Genomic DNA, 15,319 nt, shown 5'->3' on the forward strand with positions numbered 1-15,319 from the left:
AACGGTGGGCTCAGCGGGCGGTGCCGTCCCGGTAGAGCCACTGCCCGGCCTCGCGGACGAAGCGGCTGCGTTCGTGCAGGACCCCGGTCCGCCGGCCCTCGCGGTGGTGGGCACGGAACTCGACGACCCCGTCGGTGTCGAGCAGGCCGCCGCCGACGCGGTCGAGCACCTCCAGCTGTGTCCAGCGGACGGACGGATCGAGCGTCAGCGTCGTCGGGCGCGTGGTCGGGTGCCAGGTCCGCAGCAGGTGGTCGACGTCGCCCCGCGCGAAGGCCGTGTACCGCGACCGCATGAGCGCCTCCGCGGTGGGCGCCGCGTCGCCCGTCTCGCCGAGATACCGGCCGCAGCAGGTGTCGAACGGTTCGGGCAGGCCGCACGGGCACGGTCGGGGACGCACGGGCGTCGAGTATGCCGTCGGGCCCTCGGTCAGGACCCGCTCCTCACGAGGTCGGCGTGGTGGACGGCGGCGACGTCGGGGTGGGCGCGCAGGCGGGCCTTGAGCAGGTTGTCGCCGAAGGTGCCGGAGATGACGTTGTCCGGGTCTTGAGTGACACCGCGCGCCTCGTCCGTGAGCTCGGCGGGGAGGTCGATCCGCGGGACGGTGGAGTCGAGGGCGGGGTTGAAGAAGAAGGGGATCGACAGGCGGGTCTCGCCCGGCGGCGGCGAGACCACGCGGTGCATCGTCGCCTTGAGGTAGCCGTCGGTGGCGAACTCGAGGAGCTCGCCGATGTTGACGACGAACGCGCCGGGGACGGCGGGCGCGTCGATCCAGGCGCCGTCGTGCTCGACCTGCAGACCGCCCTTGCCCGGCTCGATCATGAGCAGGGTGAGCACGCCGGGGTCGTTGTGGGCGCCGACGCCCTGGCCCCGCTCCTCGCGGCCGGGGTAGCGCACGAGCTTGATCAGCGTGGAGGGGCGGTCGCCGAAGGTGCCGTCGAAGACGTCGGCGGGGCTGCCCAGCGCCACCGCCCAGGACGCCATGAGCCGGCGCGCGACGGCGGAGCACCGCTCTTCCCAGTCGGTGAACACCGCGCGCAGGTCGGGCTGGGCGGCGGGCCAGAGGTTCGGGCCCTCGAGGCGCATGTAGGCCGGGGCGCCGGGGTCGTCGACGCGGTCGCGCTCGGCGCCGATGTCGATCTGCTCGCGCCAGTCGACCTGCCCGCCGGTGAGCTCGCCGCCGGTGCGGGTGTAGCCGCGGAAGTGCGGGCTCTGCCGCATCTCGATGCCCTGCTTGTCCGCGGCGGGCAGGGCGAAGAACCGCTCGGCGGTCGCGAAGGCGCGGGCGGTGACGTCGTCGGGGATGCCGTGCCCGACCAGGTAGAAGAACCCGACCTCGTGCGTCGCCGCGCGCAGGGCGTCGCGGAACGCCGCGGCCGAGGCCTCGTCGCCGTCCAGCATCGCCAAGTCGAGGACCGGGAGACTCGTCGACACCGGGGTGTGCGTCACGAGGGACAGGCTAGTGGGAGTTCCGGTCTGACGGGGTCGGCTGCGAAGGACCTTCGGCTATCGTACGAGATCGTGGAGCTGCCTCCGGTCGACCGGACGATCCTGGTCGCTCTCCAGCAGAACTCTCGGATCACCAACCGCGAGCTCGCGAGCCGTGTCGGGCTCGCCGAGTCCACCACCCACGAACGCGTCCGGCGCCTCGTCGACGCCGGGGTGGTCACGCGGTTCACCGCCGATCTCGACCCCGGTGCGCTGGGCCGCCCGATGCAGGCGCTCATCGCGGTCCAGCTGCGGCCCCAGAGCGCCGAGGTCGTCACCCGCTTCCTCGACGCCGTCGTCGGCGACCCGTGCGTGCTCGACGCCACCGTCCTGTCCGGCGAGACCGACGTGCAGATCCGGGTGGCGGTCGCCTCGAGCGAGGCGCTGCGCCGCTTCGCCTGGCAGAAGGTGACCTCGGTGCCCTCGGTCCGCTCGATCCAGACCCACATCGTCTACGAGCACCGGCGCGGCCCGGGCCTCGCCGAGACCGGCGACTAGCGACCGAGCGCGCGCGCGAGGCCGGGCCCCTCAGAGCACCGGGTCCCCGTGCGCGACGGGGCACGTGGCCTCGATCAGCGGGCTCGTCGACGCGCCGCAGCGGTAGGCCGCGTTGGCCAGGACCGAGCACCCGCACCCGGCCGCGCGGGCCGCCGGGCTCCCCGGCAGCAGGATCGCCGCGCCGGCCGGTGCGCTCGGGCCCGGGCCGACGTCGGTGCCGGGCCGCGGGTCGGTCTCTGCAGGGTCCATCGCCCACCGAGTCTGCGACGCCCTCGGGCGCAGGGGAGCTGCGATGAGGGAAGTAATTGCCGCACCCGAACGGCGCGGGCACGACGCGGCCGCGATCTACGGCATGCTCCGTGGTGGAGGAGGGGGCCGATGGACGGGACGACGCAGGCGGAGTCGACGGTCGAGCTCGCGCCCGGCTACCGCACGAGGGTGCTCGACCGCGGCGGGGGCCGGGTCGTGGTCCTCCTGCACGGCACCCCCTTCGACGTGCGCGCCTGGCTCCCGGTCGTGCGCGCCGTGGACGGTCGGTGCCGCACGGTGTGCTTCGACGCGCGCGGCCACGGGTCCGCCACCGACGTCCCCGTCGCGGGCTACTCCCGCCTGGCCGACGACGTCGTCGCGCTGCTGGACCGTCTCGACCTCCCCGACGTCCACCTCGTCGGGCACTCGTGGGGCGGCCAGACCGCCCAGCGTGTCGCGCTGGAGCACCCGGAGCGGGTGAACCGCCTGTCGCTGATCTGCACGCGGGCATCGCCGTTCCCGGCGTTCGCCACGGTCGCGCAGGGGCTCCGGGACGGGACCGCCGACCCCGAGGCCAGCCTCTCGCGGTGGTTCACCCCCGAGGAGCTGGCCGAGCCGCACGGCGTCGCCGCGACCGTGGGCTCCTGGCTGCGCGCCGCCGACCGCACGCGGTGGGCGGACGCCCTGGAGATGATCTCCACGTTCGACGACCTGGCGCAGCTGGCGGGCATCGCGGTCCCGACCGACGTGGTGGCCGCGGAGGACGACGGTGTCGCGGTGCCCGAGCACATGGCGCAGATCGCCGAGGCCGTGCCGGCGGCGTCGTCGCGCGTGCTGGAGGGCGCGCGGCACCTCGTCCCGCTGCAGCGCCCCGACGAGATCGCCGACATCCTGCTCGGCCGGCGCTGACCCCGTCCCGCCCCGGCGGGACCGGCGTCACCCGCCGTCGGCCGGCGAGCTCGTGGCGGTCGGGCGCGGGGTCCGCACGCCGACCAGGGTGTAGATCAGGGCGATCACCGCCACGATGCACAGCAGGGCGAGACCGATCGTGTAGCTGTGGGTCACGGCGTCGTAGGTGGCGCCCATGACCAGCGGCGGGAAGTAGCCGCCCAGCCCACCGGCGGCGCCGACGATGCCGGTGACGCTGCCGACGCGCTCCTGCGGGGCGGTGACGGCGATCCAGGCGAAGACACCGCCGGTGCCGAGGCCCAGGAACCCGGCCAGGAGCACGAACGCGGTCCCGGCGAGGAGCTCCGGCGGGGGCTTGAGCGCGACGACGACGGCGAGGACCGCGGCGCCGGCGAAGGACGTCGCGGCGACCCGGCGCGGGCCGAGCCGGTCGGAGAGCACGCCGCCGATCGGGCGCGCGATCACCGCGGCGATCGCGAACCCGGCGGCGCGCGTCCCGGCGCCGGTGAGGTCGAACTCGTAGACGTCCTTGAGGTAGGTCGGCAGGTAGGTCGAGAAGGCGACGAAGCCGCCGAAGGCCACGGCGTACAGGAAGGACATCTGCCACGTGATCGGCAGCTTCGCCGCGGCGACGAGCTTGGGGACGACCGGGCTGGTGTTGGGCGTCCAGACCGGCGAGTCGCGCATCGTCGTCCACACCAGCGCGGCCACGGCGACCAGCGCCACGGCGATGATCACGTGCGTCGCGGTGTAGCCGAACCAGCGCACGAAGCGCGGGGTGAAGAACGCCGAGAGCGCCGTGCCGCCCATGCCGGCGCCGAAGATGCCGGTCGCGAGGCCGCGCCGGGACTTCTCGTACCAGGCGTTGGCGAACGGGATGCCCACCGCGAAGGTCGTGCCGCCGATGCCCAGGAAGAAGCCGAACAGCAGCATCAGCGGGTAGGAGCCCAGGGTCCCGGCGAGCGCGACCAGGAGCACGAACGGCGCGGTGAGCAGCAGGAGCACGGTGAACATCGCGCGGCCGCCGTAGCGGTCGGTGAGGGCGCCGGCGAGGATGCGGCCCACGGAGCCGACGAGCACCGGCGTGGCGACGATCATCGCCTTCTCGGTGGCCGAGAGGCCCATGGCCTCGGCGTAGCTCACCCCGAGGGGCGCGATGAGGTTCCAGGCCCAGAAGCTGATGGTGAAAGCGAGCGTCGCGAGGGCGAGGTTCCGCGTCTGACCGGTGCGGAGGTCGGGGACGGTGCCGGTGCCGGTCATCGGGGCCTCCGCTCCCGATCGGGCGTGCCGACGGGGCTCCAGCCGGCCCGCGGACGTCCCGTGGGGGAGGGCTGCACCCGGTCACGGCTGCGGTAGACGATGTAGGGGCGGAAGAGGTAGTGCACCGGCGCGGTGAAGGCGTGCACGAGACGGGTGAAGGGCCACACCGCGAACAGCAGCATCCCGACCAGGGCGTGGACGTGGAACTGGACGGGCGCGGCCGCCATCGCGGCGACGTCGGGCTGCAGCAGAAAGATCGACCGGAACCAGGGCGACACGGTCTGGCGGTAGTCGTGCGCCTCATGACCGGCGCCCACGCTGACCAGCGTCGTCCAGAGTCCCAGCACGATCGCGCCGACCAGCAGCACGTACATGAGCTTGTCGTTGCGCGTGGTCGCCATGAAGACCGGTCCGGTCCTGCGGCGCCGGACGACGAGCAGGACGATGCCGACCAGCGTGCAGACCCCGGCGATGCCGCCGAGGACCAGCGCGTTCACGTGGTAGAGCGACTCCGAGACGCCGACCGCCTCGGTCCAGCTCTCCGGGATCAGCAGGCCGCCCACGTGCCCGACGAACACGACCAGGATCCCGAAGTGGAAGAGCGGCGAGCCGATACGCAGCAGCCGCGACTCGTAGAGCTGCGACGATCGCGTCGTCCAGCCGAACTTGTCGTACCGGTACCGCCAGATCGTCCCGCCGACCAGCGACGCGATCACCAGATACGGCAGCACCCCCCAGAGCAGGACGGTCATCGGGACTCCTCCAGCGGCAGCAGGCGCGGGTCGTAGGGGTCCAGGCCGACCGTCTCGGCAGGCGGCCCGGCGGCGGCCATCGCGTGCACGGCGGCCCGGTCCGGTGGCGAGACCCCGGGCAGCGTGGCGCAGACGGCGGTGACGGCTCCCGCGTACGGCGAGGCGTCGTCGGTGAGCGCGAGGCGCAGCAGCTCCAGGCTCGGGCGGTACTCCTGGAGCAGGGCCGCACCGTCGACGGGATCGGCGAGCGCGGCGTACTCCAGCACCAGCGGCAGGAAGTCGGGCAGCTCGCGGCCGGCGTCGACGCGGAACCCGTGGCGCCGGTAGCGCTCCACGAACCCCGCGAGCACCTCGCCGCGCCGGCGGGTGTCGCCGTCGGTCCAGTACGACAGGTGCAGCGCGTGGCGCCGGGAGAGGTCGAAGGTCTCGACGTACTCCCGTTCGCGCGTCCCGGGACCGCCCGCCAGCAGGTGCGCGACGACCGGCTCGAGTGCCTCGACCGCCGGGCCGCGGGGTCGCTCGGCCAGCGCGTCGCGCAGCAGGGGCAGCCGGGCGGTGAGCTCGGCGTCGGGGTAGGAGAGGCACCACGACGCGACCTGGTGCACGACGCGATGGTCGGTCGTGCCGGCGTGCGCCCGGGGCCACCTCATCGGTCGCCCTCACGCGCCGGCGGGAAGAGCCCGTCGGGCCGCCCGTTGCCGTCCCAGTTGAGCAGGTTGACCCGGCCGCGCAGGTCCTCGCCGCCGACCGGGGTGTCGCCGGTCTGCCGGTGGCGCAGCGCGTGGAAGGTCTCCACGGCGACCGGCACCGGCCGGCCGCTGGCCTCCCCGAAGGCGTCGGAGTCGTACATCCCGGGGCCCTCGTCGAAGTCCAGGGAGCAGCCCATCTCCTCGAGGTCGTGGGCCTGCTCGACGTGGGCGGTGGGGATGACGTAGCGCTCGTCGTACTTGGCGATCGCCATCAGCCGGTACATCTCGTAGAGCTCCTCCTCGCCCATCCCGACGGCGGCCGGGATCGAGGCGTCGGGCTCGCGGCCGAGGGTCACCCCGCGCATGTAGGAGCGCATCGCCGCGAGGCGCCGCAGCACCCGGGCGACGACCTCCGTGTCGCCCGCGGTGAACAGTTCTGCCAGGTACTCCTGCGGGATGCGCAGGGTCTCGATGGCGCCGAAGAGCACGTCCCGGTCCTCGGCGTCGTGGCCCTGGCCCGCGAGCAGGTCGACGATCGGCGAGAGCGGCGGGACGTACCAGACCATCGGCATCGTCCGGTACTCGGGATGCAGCGGCAGGGCGACCCGGTAGGTCTTCGCGAGCCGATAGACCGGGGAGCGCCGGGCTGCGGTGAGCCAATCCTCGGGGATGCCCTGCGCGCGGGCGGCCGCGACGACGGCGGGGTCGTGCGGGTCGAGCATCAGGTCGAGCTGGGCCGCGTAGAGGTCCTTCTCGTCGGTCACGGAGGCGGCCGCGGTGACCGCGTCGGCGTCGTAGAGGACCAGCCCGAGGTAACGCAGCCGGCCCACGCACGTCTCCGAGCAGACCGTGGGGAGGCCGACCTCGACGCGCGGATAGCAGAACGTGCACTTCTCGGCCTTGCCCGACTTGTGGTTGAAGTAGATCTTCTTGTACGGGCAGCCGGTGATGCACTGGCGCCAGCCGCGGCACCGGTCCTGGTCGACGAGCACGATGCCGTCCTCGACGCGCTTGTAGATCGCGCCCGAGGGGCAGGACGCCATGCAGGACGGGTTCAGGCAGTGCTCGCAGATCCGCGGCAGGTAGAACATGAAGGTCTGTTCGAACTCGAAGCGGATCTTCTCCTCGGACTCGCGCCGGATCCGCTCGACGACCGGGTCGAGGTGGCCGTGCTCGGGCGTCCCGCCCAGGTCGTCGTCCCAGTTGGCCGACCAGGTGATCTTCGTGTCCGCCCCGGTGATCAACGACTTCGGGCGCGCGACCGGGAAGTCGTCGCCCAGCGGGGCCTCGACGAGCGTCCTGTAGTCGTAGGTCCAGGGCTCGTAGTAGTCGGCGAGCTCGGGCTGCACGGGGCTGGCGAAGATGGTCAGGAGCTTCTTGAGCCGCCCGCCCGCGCGCAGGCGCAGCCGGCCCCGCCGGTTCAGCGTCCACCCGCCGCGCCAGCGCTCCTGGTCCTGGTAGCGCCGCGGGTAGCCCTGGCCGGGACGGGTCTCGACGTTGTTGAACCACACGTACTCGGTGCCGGCGCGGTTGGTCCACGCCTGCTTGCAGGTCACCGAGCAGGTGTGGCACCCGATGCACTTGTCGAGGTTCATCACCATGCTCATCTGGGCCATGACGCGCATGTCAGTACCTCACGTCCTGGGAACGCCGCCGCACGGTCGAGACCATGTCGCGCTGGTTGCCGGTGGGGCCGAGATAGTTGAACGCGTACGAGAGCTGGGCGTAGGCGCCGACCAGGTGCGTGGGCTTGACGAGCAGGCGGGTCACCGAGTTGTGGATCCCGCCGCGGCGCCCGGTGGCCTCCGACTTCGGGACGTCGATCGTGCGCTCCTGCGCGTGGTGGACGTAGACGACGCCGGCGGGCATCCGGTGGCTCACGATCGCGCGGGCCACGAGGACCCCGTTGGCGTTGGTGCACTCGACCCAGTCGTTGTCGCGCACCTCGATCGCGTCGGCGTCCTGCGGGCTCATCCACACCGTCGGCCCGCCGCGCGAGAGCGCCAGCATGAACAGGTTGTCCTGGTACTCGGAATGGATCGACCACTTCGAGTGCGGCGTCAGGTAGCGCACGGTGATCTGCAGCGCGCCGTCCGGCCCGAGGACGGGCTCGCCGAAGAGCCGCTGCATGTCCAGCGGGGGGCGGTAGAGCGGCAGTGCCTCGCCGAGGTCGGACAGCCAGTCGTGGTCGAGGTAGAGGTGCATCCGGCCGGTGAGCGTGTGGAAGGGCTTCAGGCGCTCGATGTTGACCGTGAACGGGGCGTAGCGCCGCCCGCCGGTCTCCGAGCCGGACCACTCCGGTGAGGTGATCACGGGGACCGGCGCGGCCTGGGTGTCTGCGAAGTGGACGATCTTCTCTTCCGACCCCTCGGCGAGGTCGTGCAGCGGGCGCCCGACGCGCTCGGACAGCGTGCGGAAGCCCTGCACGGCCAGCGCCCCGTTGGTCGTGCCCGAGAAGCGCAGGATCGCCTCGGCGAGGTGCTGGTCGGTGTCGATGGCGGGCCGCCCGGCGCCCGCTCCGGAGGGCATCACGCCGTTGCTGCGCGCCAGCGCCGCGACCTGCTCCTCGAGGCGGTAGGTGACGCTCTTGACGGTGAAGCCGAGACGGTCGGCCAGCGGCCCCACCGTGGCGAGCTTGTCCGCGATCGCGGTGTAGTCCCGCTCGACGACGGAGTACACCGGCGTGTTGACACCCGGAACGGCGGCCACGTCCGGGCGGGCCCAGTCGCGCACCACGCCCCCGGGCTGCGCCGTCTCGCCCGGCGTGTCGTGCTGCAGGGGGACGGCGACGAGGTCCCGGCGGGTGCCCAGGTGGCGGGCCGCGAGCGCGGAGACCCGGCGGGCCAGGGCGTGGAAGGCGTCGAAGTCGGTCCGCGCCTCCCAGGGCGGGTCGATCGCCGGGCTGAACGCGTGCACGAAGGGGTGCATGTCGGTCGAGGAGAGGTCGTGCTTCTCGTACCAGGTCGCCGCGGGCAGGACGACGTCGGAGAGCAGCGTCGTCGAGGTCATCCGGAAGTCGGCCGACACCAGCAGGTCGAGCTTTCCCTCGGGCGTCTCGTCGTGCCAGGCCACCTCGTGCGGACGCGGCGCCTCGGGGTTCTCGGTGCCCAGGACGTTCGCGTGGGTGCCGAGGAGGTTCTTCAGGAAGTACTCGTCGCCCTTCGCCGACGACCCGAACAGGTTGGAGCGCCAGAGCACCAGGGTCCGGGGCCAGCTCTCCGCTGCGTCGACGTCGGCGATCGCCGGCGTGAGCCGCCCGGCGCGCTGCGCCTCGACGACCCAGGCGCCGACGTCGGCGGCCTCCCCCCGGGCGACCGCCTCGGTCGCCGCGTCGGCGACGTCGAGGGGATTGGCCGTGAACTGCGGGTAGAACGGCATCCATCCCAGCCGCGCCGACTGCGCGATCGTGTCGGCGGTGTGCCGGCCCGCGAGGTGGCCGCTCGCGAGCGGCGAGGAGAGCGAGTCGGCCGAGTAGCCGTCGTTGCGCCACTGGCCGGTGTGCATGTACCAGAACGAGGTGCCCGTCATCGTGCGCGGCGGGCGGCTCCAGTCCAGGCCGTTGGCCAGGGAGATCCAGCCGGTGATCGGTCGGCATTTCTCCTGCCCGACGTAGTGCGCCCACCCGCCGCCGTTGCGGCCCAGGCAGCCGGTGAGCACGAGCAGCGCGAGGATCGCCCGGTACGTCACGTCACCGTGGAACCACTGGCAGATGCCGGCGCCCATGATGATCATCGAGCGTCCGCCGGACTCCTGGGCGTTGCGGGCGAACTCGCGCGCCACGCGCACGCACTGCTCGGCGGGCACGTTGGTGATCTCGGCCTGCCAGGCCGGGGTGTAGGGCGTCGCGGCGTCGGCGTAGCCGTCCGGCCACGCGCCCGGCAGCCCGTCGCGCTCGACGCCGTACTGCGCGAGCACCAGGTCGAACACCGTCGTGACCAGATGGTCGCCGACCCGGCGGGCCGGCACCCCGCGGCGCAGCACCGACCCGCTCCCGTCCGGCGCGACGAACGCCGGCAGCAGGACCTCCGTCGGCTCCCCGCCGAGGTCAGCGAGCGTGAGGGCGGGTGTGACGCCCTCCAGGTCGAGGTTCCAGCGCCCGACCCCGGACTCGGCGTGGCGGAACCCCAGCGAGCCGTTCGGGACGACCGCCTCGCCGGTGGCCTCGTCGAGCAGGACGGTCTTCCACGCGTCCTCCGGCGCGGGGTCGGGGGTCAGGTCGGCGGCCGTGAGGAACTTCCCGGGCACCCGGCCCCCGTCGCGCTGCTCGAGGCGGACCAGGAACGGCAGGTCGCTGTAGGTGCGCACGTAGTCGGTGAAGAAGGTCGAGCGTCGATCGACGAAGAACTCGCGCAGCAGCACGTGGCCCATGCCCATGGCCAGGGCGGCGTCCGTCCCGGCCTGGGCGGGCATCCACTCGTCGGCGAACTTGGTGTTGTCGGCGTAGTCGGGGCTGACCGTCACGACCTTGGTGCCGCGGTAGCGGACCTCGGCCATCCAGTGGGCGTCCGGGGTGCGCGTCACCGGGACGTTCGAGCCCCACATGAGCAGGTAGGTCGCATCCCACCAGTCACCGGACTCCGGGACGTCGGTCTGGTCGCCGAAGACCTGCGGGCTGGCCACCGGCAGGTCGGCGTACCAGTCGTAGAACGACGTCATGACGCCGCCGATGAGCTGTATGAACCGGGTGCCGACGCAGTGCGACACCATCGACATGGCCGGGATCGGCGAGAAGCCCGTGCAGCGGTCGGGCCCGTGGGTCCTGATCGTGTGCACGTGCGCCGCGGCGACCATCTCCACGGCCTCGGACCAGCTCACGCGGACGAGGCCGCCCTTGCCGCGGGCCTGCTGGTAGCGCCGGCGACGCTCCGGGTCACCGACGACGTCGGCCCACGCGAGGACCGGGTCGCCGAGACGCGCGAGGGCCTCGCGGAACATCTCGACGAGCACGCCGCGCGCATAGGGGTGGCGCACCCGCGTGGGGGAGTACGTGTACCAGGAGAACGCGGCGCCACGGGGGCACCCGCGCGGTTCGTACTCGGGGCGGTCCGGGCCGACCGAGGGGTAGTCCGTCTCCTGGCTCTCCCAGGTGATGATCCCGTCCTTGACGTAGACCTTCCACGAGCACGACCCGGTGCAGTTCACCCCGTGCGTGGAGCGCACGACCTTGTCGTGGCTCCACCGGTCCCGGTAGAAGGCGTCGCCGGCCCGGCCCCCCTCCCGGAACACCGCGCGCCCGTCGGGAGTCTCGTCCCAGCGGGTGAAGAACCGCCCGACGCCCAGCAACGCGTCCGACGCACGCCCGTCGAGGCCGACGGGGGACCCCGGCCGGCCGTCACCTGTCGCCATGGGTCCCCCCGCCGCGTCGTCCACCGGGACGACCCTCGCGCCCGGCCCGGGGGTCGCGACAGGGCATCTCGGGCTCGCCGATCAGGGACCTCGGCGGGTGGATCGAGGACGTTGGTCGCTGGTCGCGCCGGGACGGCCTCGTCCTCGACAGCGACCGCGCGCCCCTCGCGTCAGGTGATGAGCCCGGCCCGCATCGCCAGGGCCACCATGTGGGCGCGGTCGCCGCTGTCCAGCTTGCGTCCGATCCGGGCGAGGTGGGCCTTGATCGTCAACGGGGAGAGGGCGAGGGCGTCGCCGATCTGCCGGTTCGACCGGCCCTCGGCCACGAGGGCGAGCACCTGCAGCTCGCGCAGCGAGAGCCACGCCGATGCAGGATCCTCGCTCGACTCCACGTGCGGGACCTCCATCGCCACCACCCGAGAGTAGGTCCCGAGGACGAAGCGGTTGTCCACGGCAGGCCCGATTCACCCGGACGTGCACCGGGTCCGCCGGTCCTCGGTGCCGTGCGCGGAACGGACACCGGTTGCGCGCACGCGCCGGAGGTTGGGCCACGGCGACCAGACGGTCTCCGCGAGCGGGCGCAATCCGTCGTGCACCACTCGATCGTGGACACTCGTGCCGTGTCCTGCAGCGAGCGCGTCGTGGTGACGTGAGCGCCGCCGACGGCCGCAGCAGGCTGGTCGCCCTCATCGGCGAGGCCGACACCGTGCTGGGCGGCCACCGGTGGCGCCTGGACCCGCGCGCCGCGGTGGGTCTCACCGCGCACGTCACGGTGCTCGCACCGTTCCTCCCGCCGGCCACCATCGACACGACGGTGGTCAAGCGGCTGGACGTGGCCCTGGACGGTGCCCGCGCGTTCGACTGCGTCTTCGACCAGACGCGCTGGTTCGAGCGCGACTGCCTGTGGCTCGCGCCCGTGTCCGAAGCGCCGTTCCGCGCGCTGACGGTCCGTGTGTGCGCCGAGTTCCCCGAGCTGGCGCCCTACGGGGGCCGGCGTCCCGTGGTGCCGCACGTGACCGTCGGGTTCTCCCGCGCGTCGTCGGTGGACGACCTGCGGATCGCGGCCGCCCGGCTCGGCGCGACGTTGCCGATCCGCGCGCGGGTGCGCCGGCTCGACCTGCTCGTGCTCGACGGCGCGAAGGGGCGCTGGCGCTCGCGCGCGCGGTTCGAGCTGGCCGGCGACCGGGCGCCCGGGACCGTCACCGACGGACCGATCTAGGCGGTCCGCCGGATCAGCGGGACGCGTGCTCGAGCAGCTCGGGGAAGTCCCGGACCCACCGTCGCTGCCACGGTGTCTGCACCGCGCGGTGGTGGAAGTGCTGCCGGGTCCAGCTCACCGCGTGCTCGGTCCGGAGCCCGTCGAGGATCGCCAGGCAGGCGATCACGGTGCCGGTCCGGCCCTTGCCCGCGCGGCACGCCGCCTCGACGCGCCGGCCCGCGCGGGCGCGGCGATGGAGCTGCGCGATGGCCCGGGCCGCGTCGAGGGGGTCGGCCGGGACGCCGAAGTCCGGCCAGTCGAGCCACCGGTGCGGCCACGACGGGGCGTACTCGACGCCGAGGTAGAGGCCGAACTCCGGCTCGCTGCCGGCGGGCAGCGGGTGCTGCACACCCCGACCGCGGACGACGGTGCGTCCGGGCAGCAGGAGGGTCGCCCGCCAGTCGTCGGGGGTCACGTCGCGGGCCGCCACGCCCTCACTCTGCCCCACGGCCCCGGATCAGCGTTGTCGGGTGCGCAGTTCCCACCACGTCGCCGCGGCCGGCCCGCTCAGCACGATCACCGCGAGCACGACCCCCACCCACACGCTGGGCATGAGCACGGCGGCCAGCACGACCACCACCAGCACCTGGACGACGAGGCGCACGGCCGCGCGCGACGGCTGCCGGCTCTCCGGCCCCGGGTCGTCGACGGCCCCGCCGGTGTCGTGCCGGAGCTCGGCCGCCATCCGGGCGAGCACCGCCTTCTCCTGCTCGGTGAGCGGCCGGGCGGGCTCGGGTCGGGTCGGATCGGTCGTCACCGTGTGCACCCCCTCGCGGCCCCCGGCTGATCGGCACCCGGGTGACCAGGGTGCCCCGGCGTGCTGAGAAGGCGCTGAGCGCAGCCCGTGCGAGACTGCTCGGGTGACGGCCCCGGCCCGACGTCGGGCGGGGTGGATCGGCAACCCCGCCCAGCTCATCGCGCTCGCCTTCGCGAGCGGGATCGGGGTCGGCACCGGGCTGCTGATGCTGCCCGCGTCGGCCGCGGGGCCCGACGGCGCCGGCCTGCTCGACGCGCTGTTCACCGCGACCTCCGCGGTGTGCGTGACCGGCCTGGTCGTCGTGGACACCGGGACGTACTGGTCGACGTTCGGCCACGTCGTCATCGCCGGCCTCCTGCAGGTCGGGGGCCTGAGCATCATGACGGTGGCCTCGCTGCTGGTCGTTCTCGTGTCCCGCCGCCTCGGGCTGCGCGCCCGGCTCGTGGCGCGCGCCCAGTCCGGGCCCCTCGACCTCAGCGACGTCGGCCGCGTCCTGCGCAACGTCGTGCTGTTCAGCCTCGCCGGGGAGGCCCTCACCGCCGTCGCGCTCGGCCTCCGCCTCGTCGTCGGCTACGGCACCGAGCCGGGAGCCGCGCTGTGGGAGGGTCTCTTCCACGCCGTGTCGGCGTTCAACAACGGCGGCTTCGTGCTGTGGCCCGAGGGGATGATCGGCTTCGCCGGCGACCCCTGGATGCTGCTGCCGGTCGCCCTCGCGGTCGTCGCGGGCGGGCTGGGCTTCCCGGTGATCTTCGAGCTGGTCCGCTCCCGGCGCCCCTCGACGTGGTCGGTCACCACGCGGATCACGGTCCTGACCTCGGGATCGCTCCTGGTCGCCGGCACGGTGGTGCTGATCGCCCTGGAGTACGGCAACCCCGCGACCCTCGGGCCGATGGGGGTGCCCGGCAAGCTGCTGGCGGGCTTCTTCTCGGCCGTCATGCCCCGCAGCGGCGGCTTCTCCGTCGTCGACGTCGGCGCCATGACCCCGGAGAGCTGGCTGGCCACCGACGTCCTGATGTTCATCGGCGGGGGGAGCGCGAGCACGGCCGGCGGGATCAAGGTGACGACCTTCGGCCTGCTGGCGCTCGTGCTCTGGGCCGAGATGCGCGGCGAGGCGGACGTGGACGTCGCGCGCCGCCGCATCCCGGAGGCCAACCAGCGCCAGGCGCTGGCGGTGGCCCTGCTCGGCGTCGGGCTGGCCATGGTCTCGACCTTCGTGCTCCTCGGCATCACCGACCACGACATGGACCGTGTGCTCTTCGAGGTGCTGTCGGCCCTGGGTACGGTCGGGCTCTCGACGGGGATCACCACCGATCTGCCCGCCGCCGCGGAGGTCGTGCTCGTGGTGCTGATGTTCATCGGACGGCTCGGGCCGCTCGCCCTGGCGTCGGCCCTGGCCCTGCGCGAGCGCCCGCGCCTCTACCGGCGGCCCGAGGAGAGGACGATCATTGGGTGACGCGCACGGCCCGACCGTCGTGATCGGACTGGGGCGCTTCGGGAGCGCGATCGCCCTGGAGCTGACCCGGCAGGGCGACGAGGTGCTCGCCATCGACAGCTCCAACCGCACGGTGCAGGCGCTGTCCTCGGAGCTCGCGCAGGTGGTGACGGCCGACTGCACCGACCTCGAGACCCTCCGCCAGCTGGGGGTGGGCGACTGCCGGCACGCCGTCGTCGCGATCGGCGAGCACCTGGAGGACAACATCCTGGTGACGTCGCTGCTGGTGGACCTCGGGGTGCCCGACATCTGGGCCAAGGCCACGAGCGCCCACCACGGCCGCATCCTCGAGCGCCTCGGCGCGCACCACGTGATCTTCCCGGAGCAGGACATGGGGCAGCGCGTCGCGCACCTCGTCGCGGGCAACGTGCTCGACTACCTGCGCATCGACGGTGACTTCGCGCTCGCGAAGATCCGCCCGCCCCGGGACGTCGTCGACGTCCCGCTGCACCGCACCGAGGTCCGCAGCAAGCACGGCGTCACCGTCGTGGCCATCAAGCGCGGCGACGACGCGTTCACCTACGCCACCAACGAGACCGTGGTGTCGCGCGACGACGTCATCCTCGCCGTGGGGCACAGCGACGACATCGAACGCCTCGTCGGCGACGGCTGAGGCGGCGCCCG

Annotated in this window: 15 protein-coding genes and 1 pseudogene; 5 read left to right on the forward strand and 11 right to left on the reverse strand. The window is 73.3% G+C overall.

Going from position 1 to position 15,319, the window contains the following annotated elements; translation table 11 throughout:
- Nucleotides 1-10 precede the first annotated feature (10 nt).
- Together ACFPK1_RS16810 and ACFPK1_RS16815 are read right to left on the reverse strand one after the other, a co-directional pair.
- The gene (locus ACFPK1_RS16810; RefSeq protein WP_378022083.1) at nt 11-397 is read right to left on the reverse strand and encodes a YchJ family protein; all 387 of its coding nucleotides are present in this window, start codon (nt 395-397) and stop codon (nt 11-13) included.
- A 29-nt stretch (nt 398-426) separates the two neighbouring features.
- Complete coding sequence (locus tag ACFPK1_RS16815) at nt 427-1,446, reverse strand: isopenicillin N synthase family dioxygenase (RefSeq protein ID WP_378022084.1); 1,020 nt, start codon at nt 1,444-1,446, stop codon at nt 427-429.
- A 72-nt stretch (nt 1,447-1,518) separates the two neighbouring features.
- On the opposite strand from ACFPK1_RS16815, the gene ACFPK1_RS16820 reads away from it, so the two are divergent.
- A complete protein-coding gene (locus ACFPK1_RS16820; RefSeq protein WP_378022085.1) occupies nt 1,519-1,983 on the forward strand; it encodes an Lrp/AsnC family transcriptional regulator in 465 nt (154 codons plus the stop codon).
- Nucleotides 1,984-2,013: 30 nt separating this feature from the next.
- Here the strand turns inward: ACFPK1_RS16820 and ACFPK1_RS16825 are convergent, their stop codons facing one another.
- Complete coding sequence (locus ACFPK1_RS16825) at nt 2,014-2,232, reverse strand: hypothetical protein (protein WP_378022086.1); 219 nt, start codon at nt 2,230-2,232, stop codon at nt 2,014-2,016.
- Between the two features lie 129 nt (nt 2,233-2,361).
- On the opposite strand from ACFPK1_RS16825, the gene ACFPK1_RS16830 reads away from it, so the two are divergent.
- Nucleotides 2,362-3,141: an alpha/beta fold hydrolase gene (locus ACFPK1_RS16830; protein WP_378022087.1), complete on the forward strand. Its 780-nt coding sequence runs from the start codon at nt 2,362-2,364 to the stop codon at nt 3,139-3,141.
- Between the two features lie 27 nt (nt 3,142-3,168).
- On the opposite strand, the gene ACFPK1_RS16835 is transcribed toward ACFPK1_RS16830, so the two are convergent.
- The 6 genes and pseudogenes from ACFPK1_RS16835 to ACFPK1_RS16860 all read right to left on the reverse strand — a co-directional run.
- Nucleotides 3,169-4,401 carry a nitrate/nitrite transporter gene (locus ACFPK1_RS16835; RefSeq protein WP_378022088.1) on the reverse strand — a complete coding sequence of 411 codons (1,233 nt, stop codon included), beginning with the start codon at nt 4,399-4,401 and terminating at the stop codon, nt 3,169-3,171.
- Nucleotides 4,398-5,153 (reverse strand): respiratory nitrate reductase subunit gamma, encoded by a 756-nt coding sequence (gene narI / locus ACFPK1_RS16840; RefSeq protein WP_378022089.1) that lies wholly within the window; start codon nt 5,151-5,153, stop codon nt 4,398-4,400. Before narI ends, ACFPK1_RS16835 begins: the two co-directional genes overlap by 4 nt.
- The gene (gene narJ, locus ACFPK1_RS16845; protein WP_378022090.1) at nt 5,150-5,758 is read right to left on the reverse strand and encodes a nitrate reductase molybdenum cofactor assembly chaperone; all 609 of its coding nucleotides are present in this window, start codon (nt 5,756-5,758) and stop codon (nt 5,150-5,152) included. Before narJ ends, narI begins: the two co-directional genes overlap by 4 nt.
- 41 nt (nt 5,759-5,799) lie before the next feature.
- Nucleotides 5,800-7,467 (reverse strand): nitrate reductase subunit beta, encoded by a 1,668-nt coding sequence (gene narH, locus ACFPK1_RS16850; RefSeq protein WP_378022091.1) that lies wholly within the window; start codon nt 7,465-7,467, stop codon nt 5,800-5,802.
- A gap of 1 nt (nt 7,468) precedes the next feature.
- Nucleotides 7,469-11,188 carry a nitrate reductase subunit alpha gene (locus tag ACFPK1_RS16855; protein ID WP_378022092.1) on the reverse strand — a complete coding sequence of 1,240 codons (3,720 nt, stop codon included), beginning with the start codon at nt 11,186-11,188 and terminating at the stop codon, nt 7,469-7,471.
- A gap of 170 nt (nt 11,189-11,358) precedes the next feature.
- Nucleotides 11,359-11,547 (reverse strand): annotated as a pseudogene (locus ACFPK1_RS16860) (response regulator transcription factor); the annotation flags it as partial.
- Nucleotides 11,548-11,837: 290 nt separating this feature from the next.
- On the opposite strand from ACFPK1_RS16860, the gene ACFPK1_RS16865 reads away from it, so the two are divergent.
- Nucleotides 11,838-12,407, forward strand: coding sequence for a 2'-5' RNA ligase family protein (locus ACFPK1_RS16865; RefSeq protein WP_378022093.1), 570 nt, complete (start codon nt 11,838-11,840; stop codon nt 12,405-12,407).
- A gap of 13 nt (nt 12,408-12,420) precedes the next feature.
- On the opposite strand, the gene ACFPK1_RS16870 is transcribed toward ACFPK1_RS16865, so the two are convergent.
- Together ACFPK1_RS16870 and ACFPK1_RS16875 are read right to left on the reverse strand one after the other, a co-directional pair.
- Nucleotides 12,421-12,876, reverse strand: a complete 456-nt coding sequence (locus ACFPK1_RS16870) for a protein-tyrosine phosphatase family protein (RefSeq protein WP_378022094.1) — start codon at nt 12,874-12,876, stop codon at nt 12,421-12,423.
- 27 nt (nt 12,877-12,903) lie between these two features.
- Entirely contained in the window at nt 12,904-13,203 is a 300-nt protein-coding gene (locus tag ACFPK1_RS16875; RefSeq protein ID WP_378022095.1) for a hypothetical protein, read from the reverse strand.
- 103 nt (nt 13,204-13,306) lie between these two features.
- On the opposite strand from ACFPK1_RS16875, the gene ACFPK1_RS16880 reads away from it, so the two are divergent.
- Both ACFPK1_RS16880 and ACFPK1_RS16885 read left to right on the forward strand, forming a co-directional pair.
- Nucleotides 13,307-14,656, forward strand: coding sequence for a TrkH family potassium uptake protein (locus ACFPK1_RS16880; protein ID WP_378022096.1), 1,350 nt, complete (start codon nt 13,307-13,309; stop codon nt 14,654-14,656).
- Complete coding sequence (locus ACFPK1_RS16885; RefSeq protein WP_378022097.1) at nt 14,649-15,308, forward strand: potassium channel family protein; 660 nt, start codon at nt 14,649-14,651, stop codon at nt 15,306-15,308. Before ACFPK1_RS16880 ends, ACFPK1_RS16885 begins: the two co-directional genes overlap by 8 nt.
- Nucleotides 15,309-15,319 lie beyond the last annotated feature (11 nt).

Origin of the sequence: Actinomycetospora rhizophila, assembly GCF_042657905.1 — a bacterium.
In the GTDB taxonomy this organism is placed as follows: domain Bacteria; phylum Actinomycetota; class Actinomycetes; order Mycobacteriales; family Pseudonocardiaceae; genus Actinomycetospora; species Actinomycetospora rhizophila.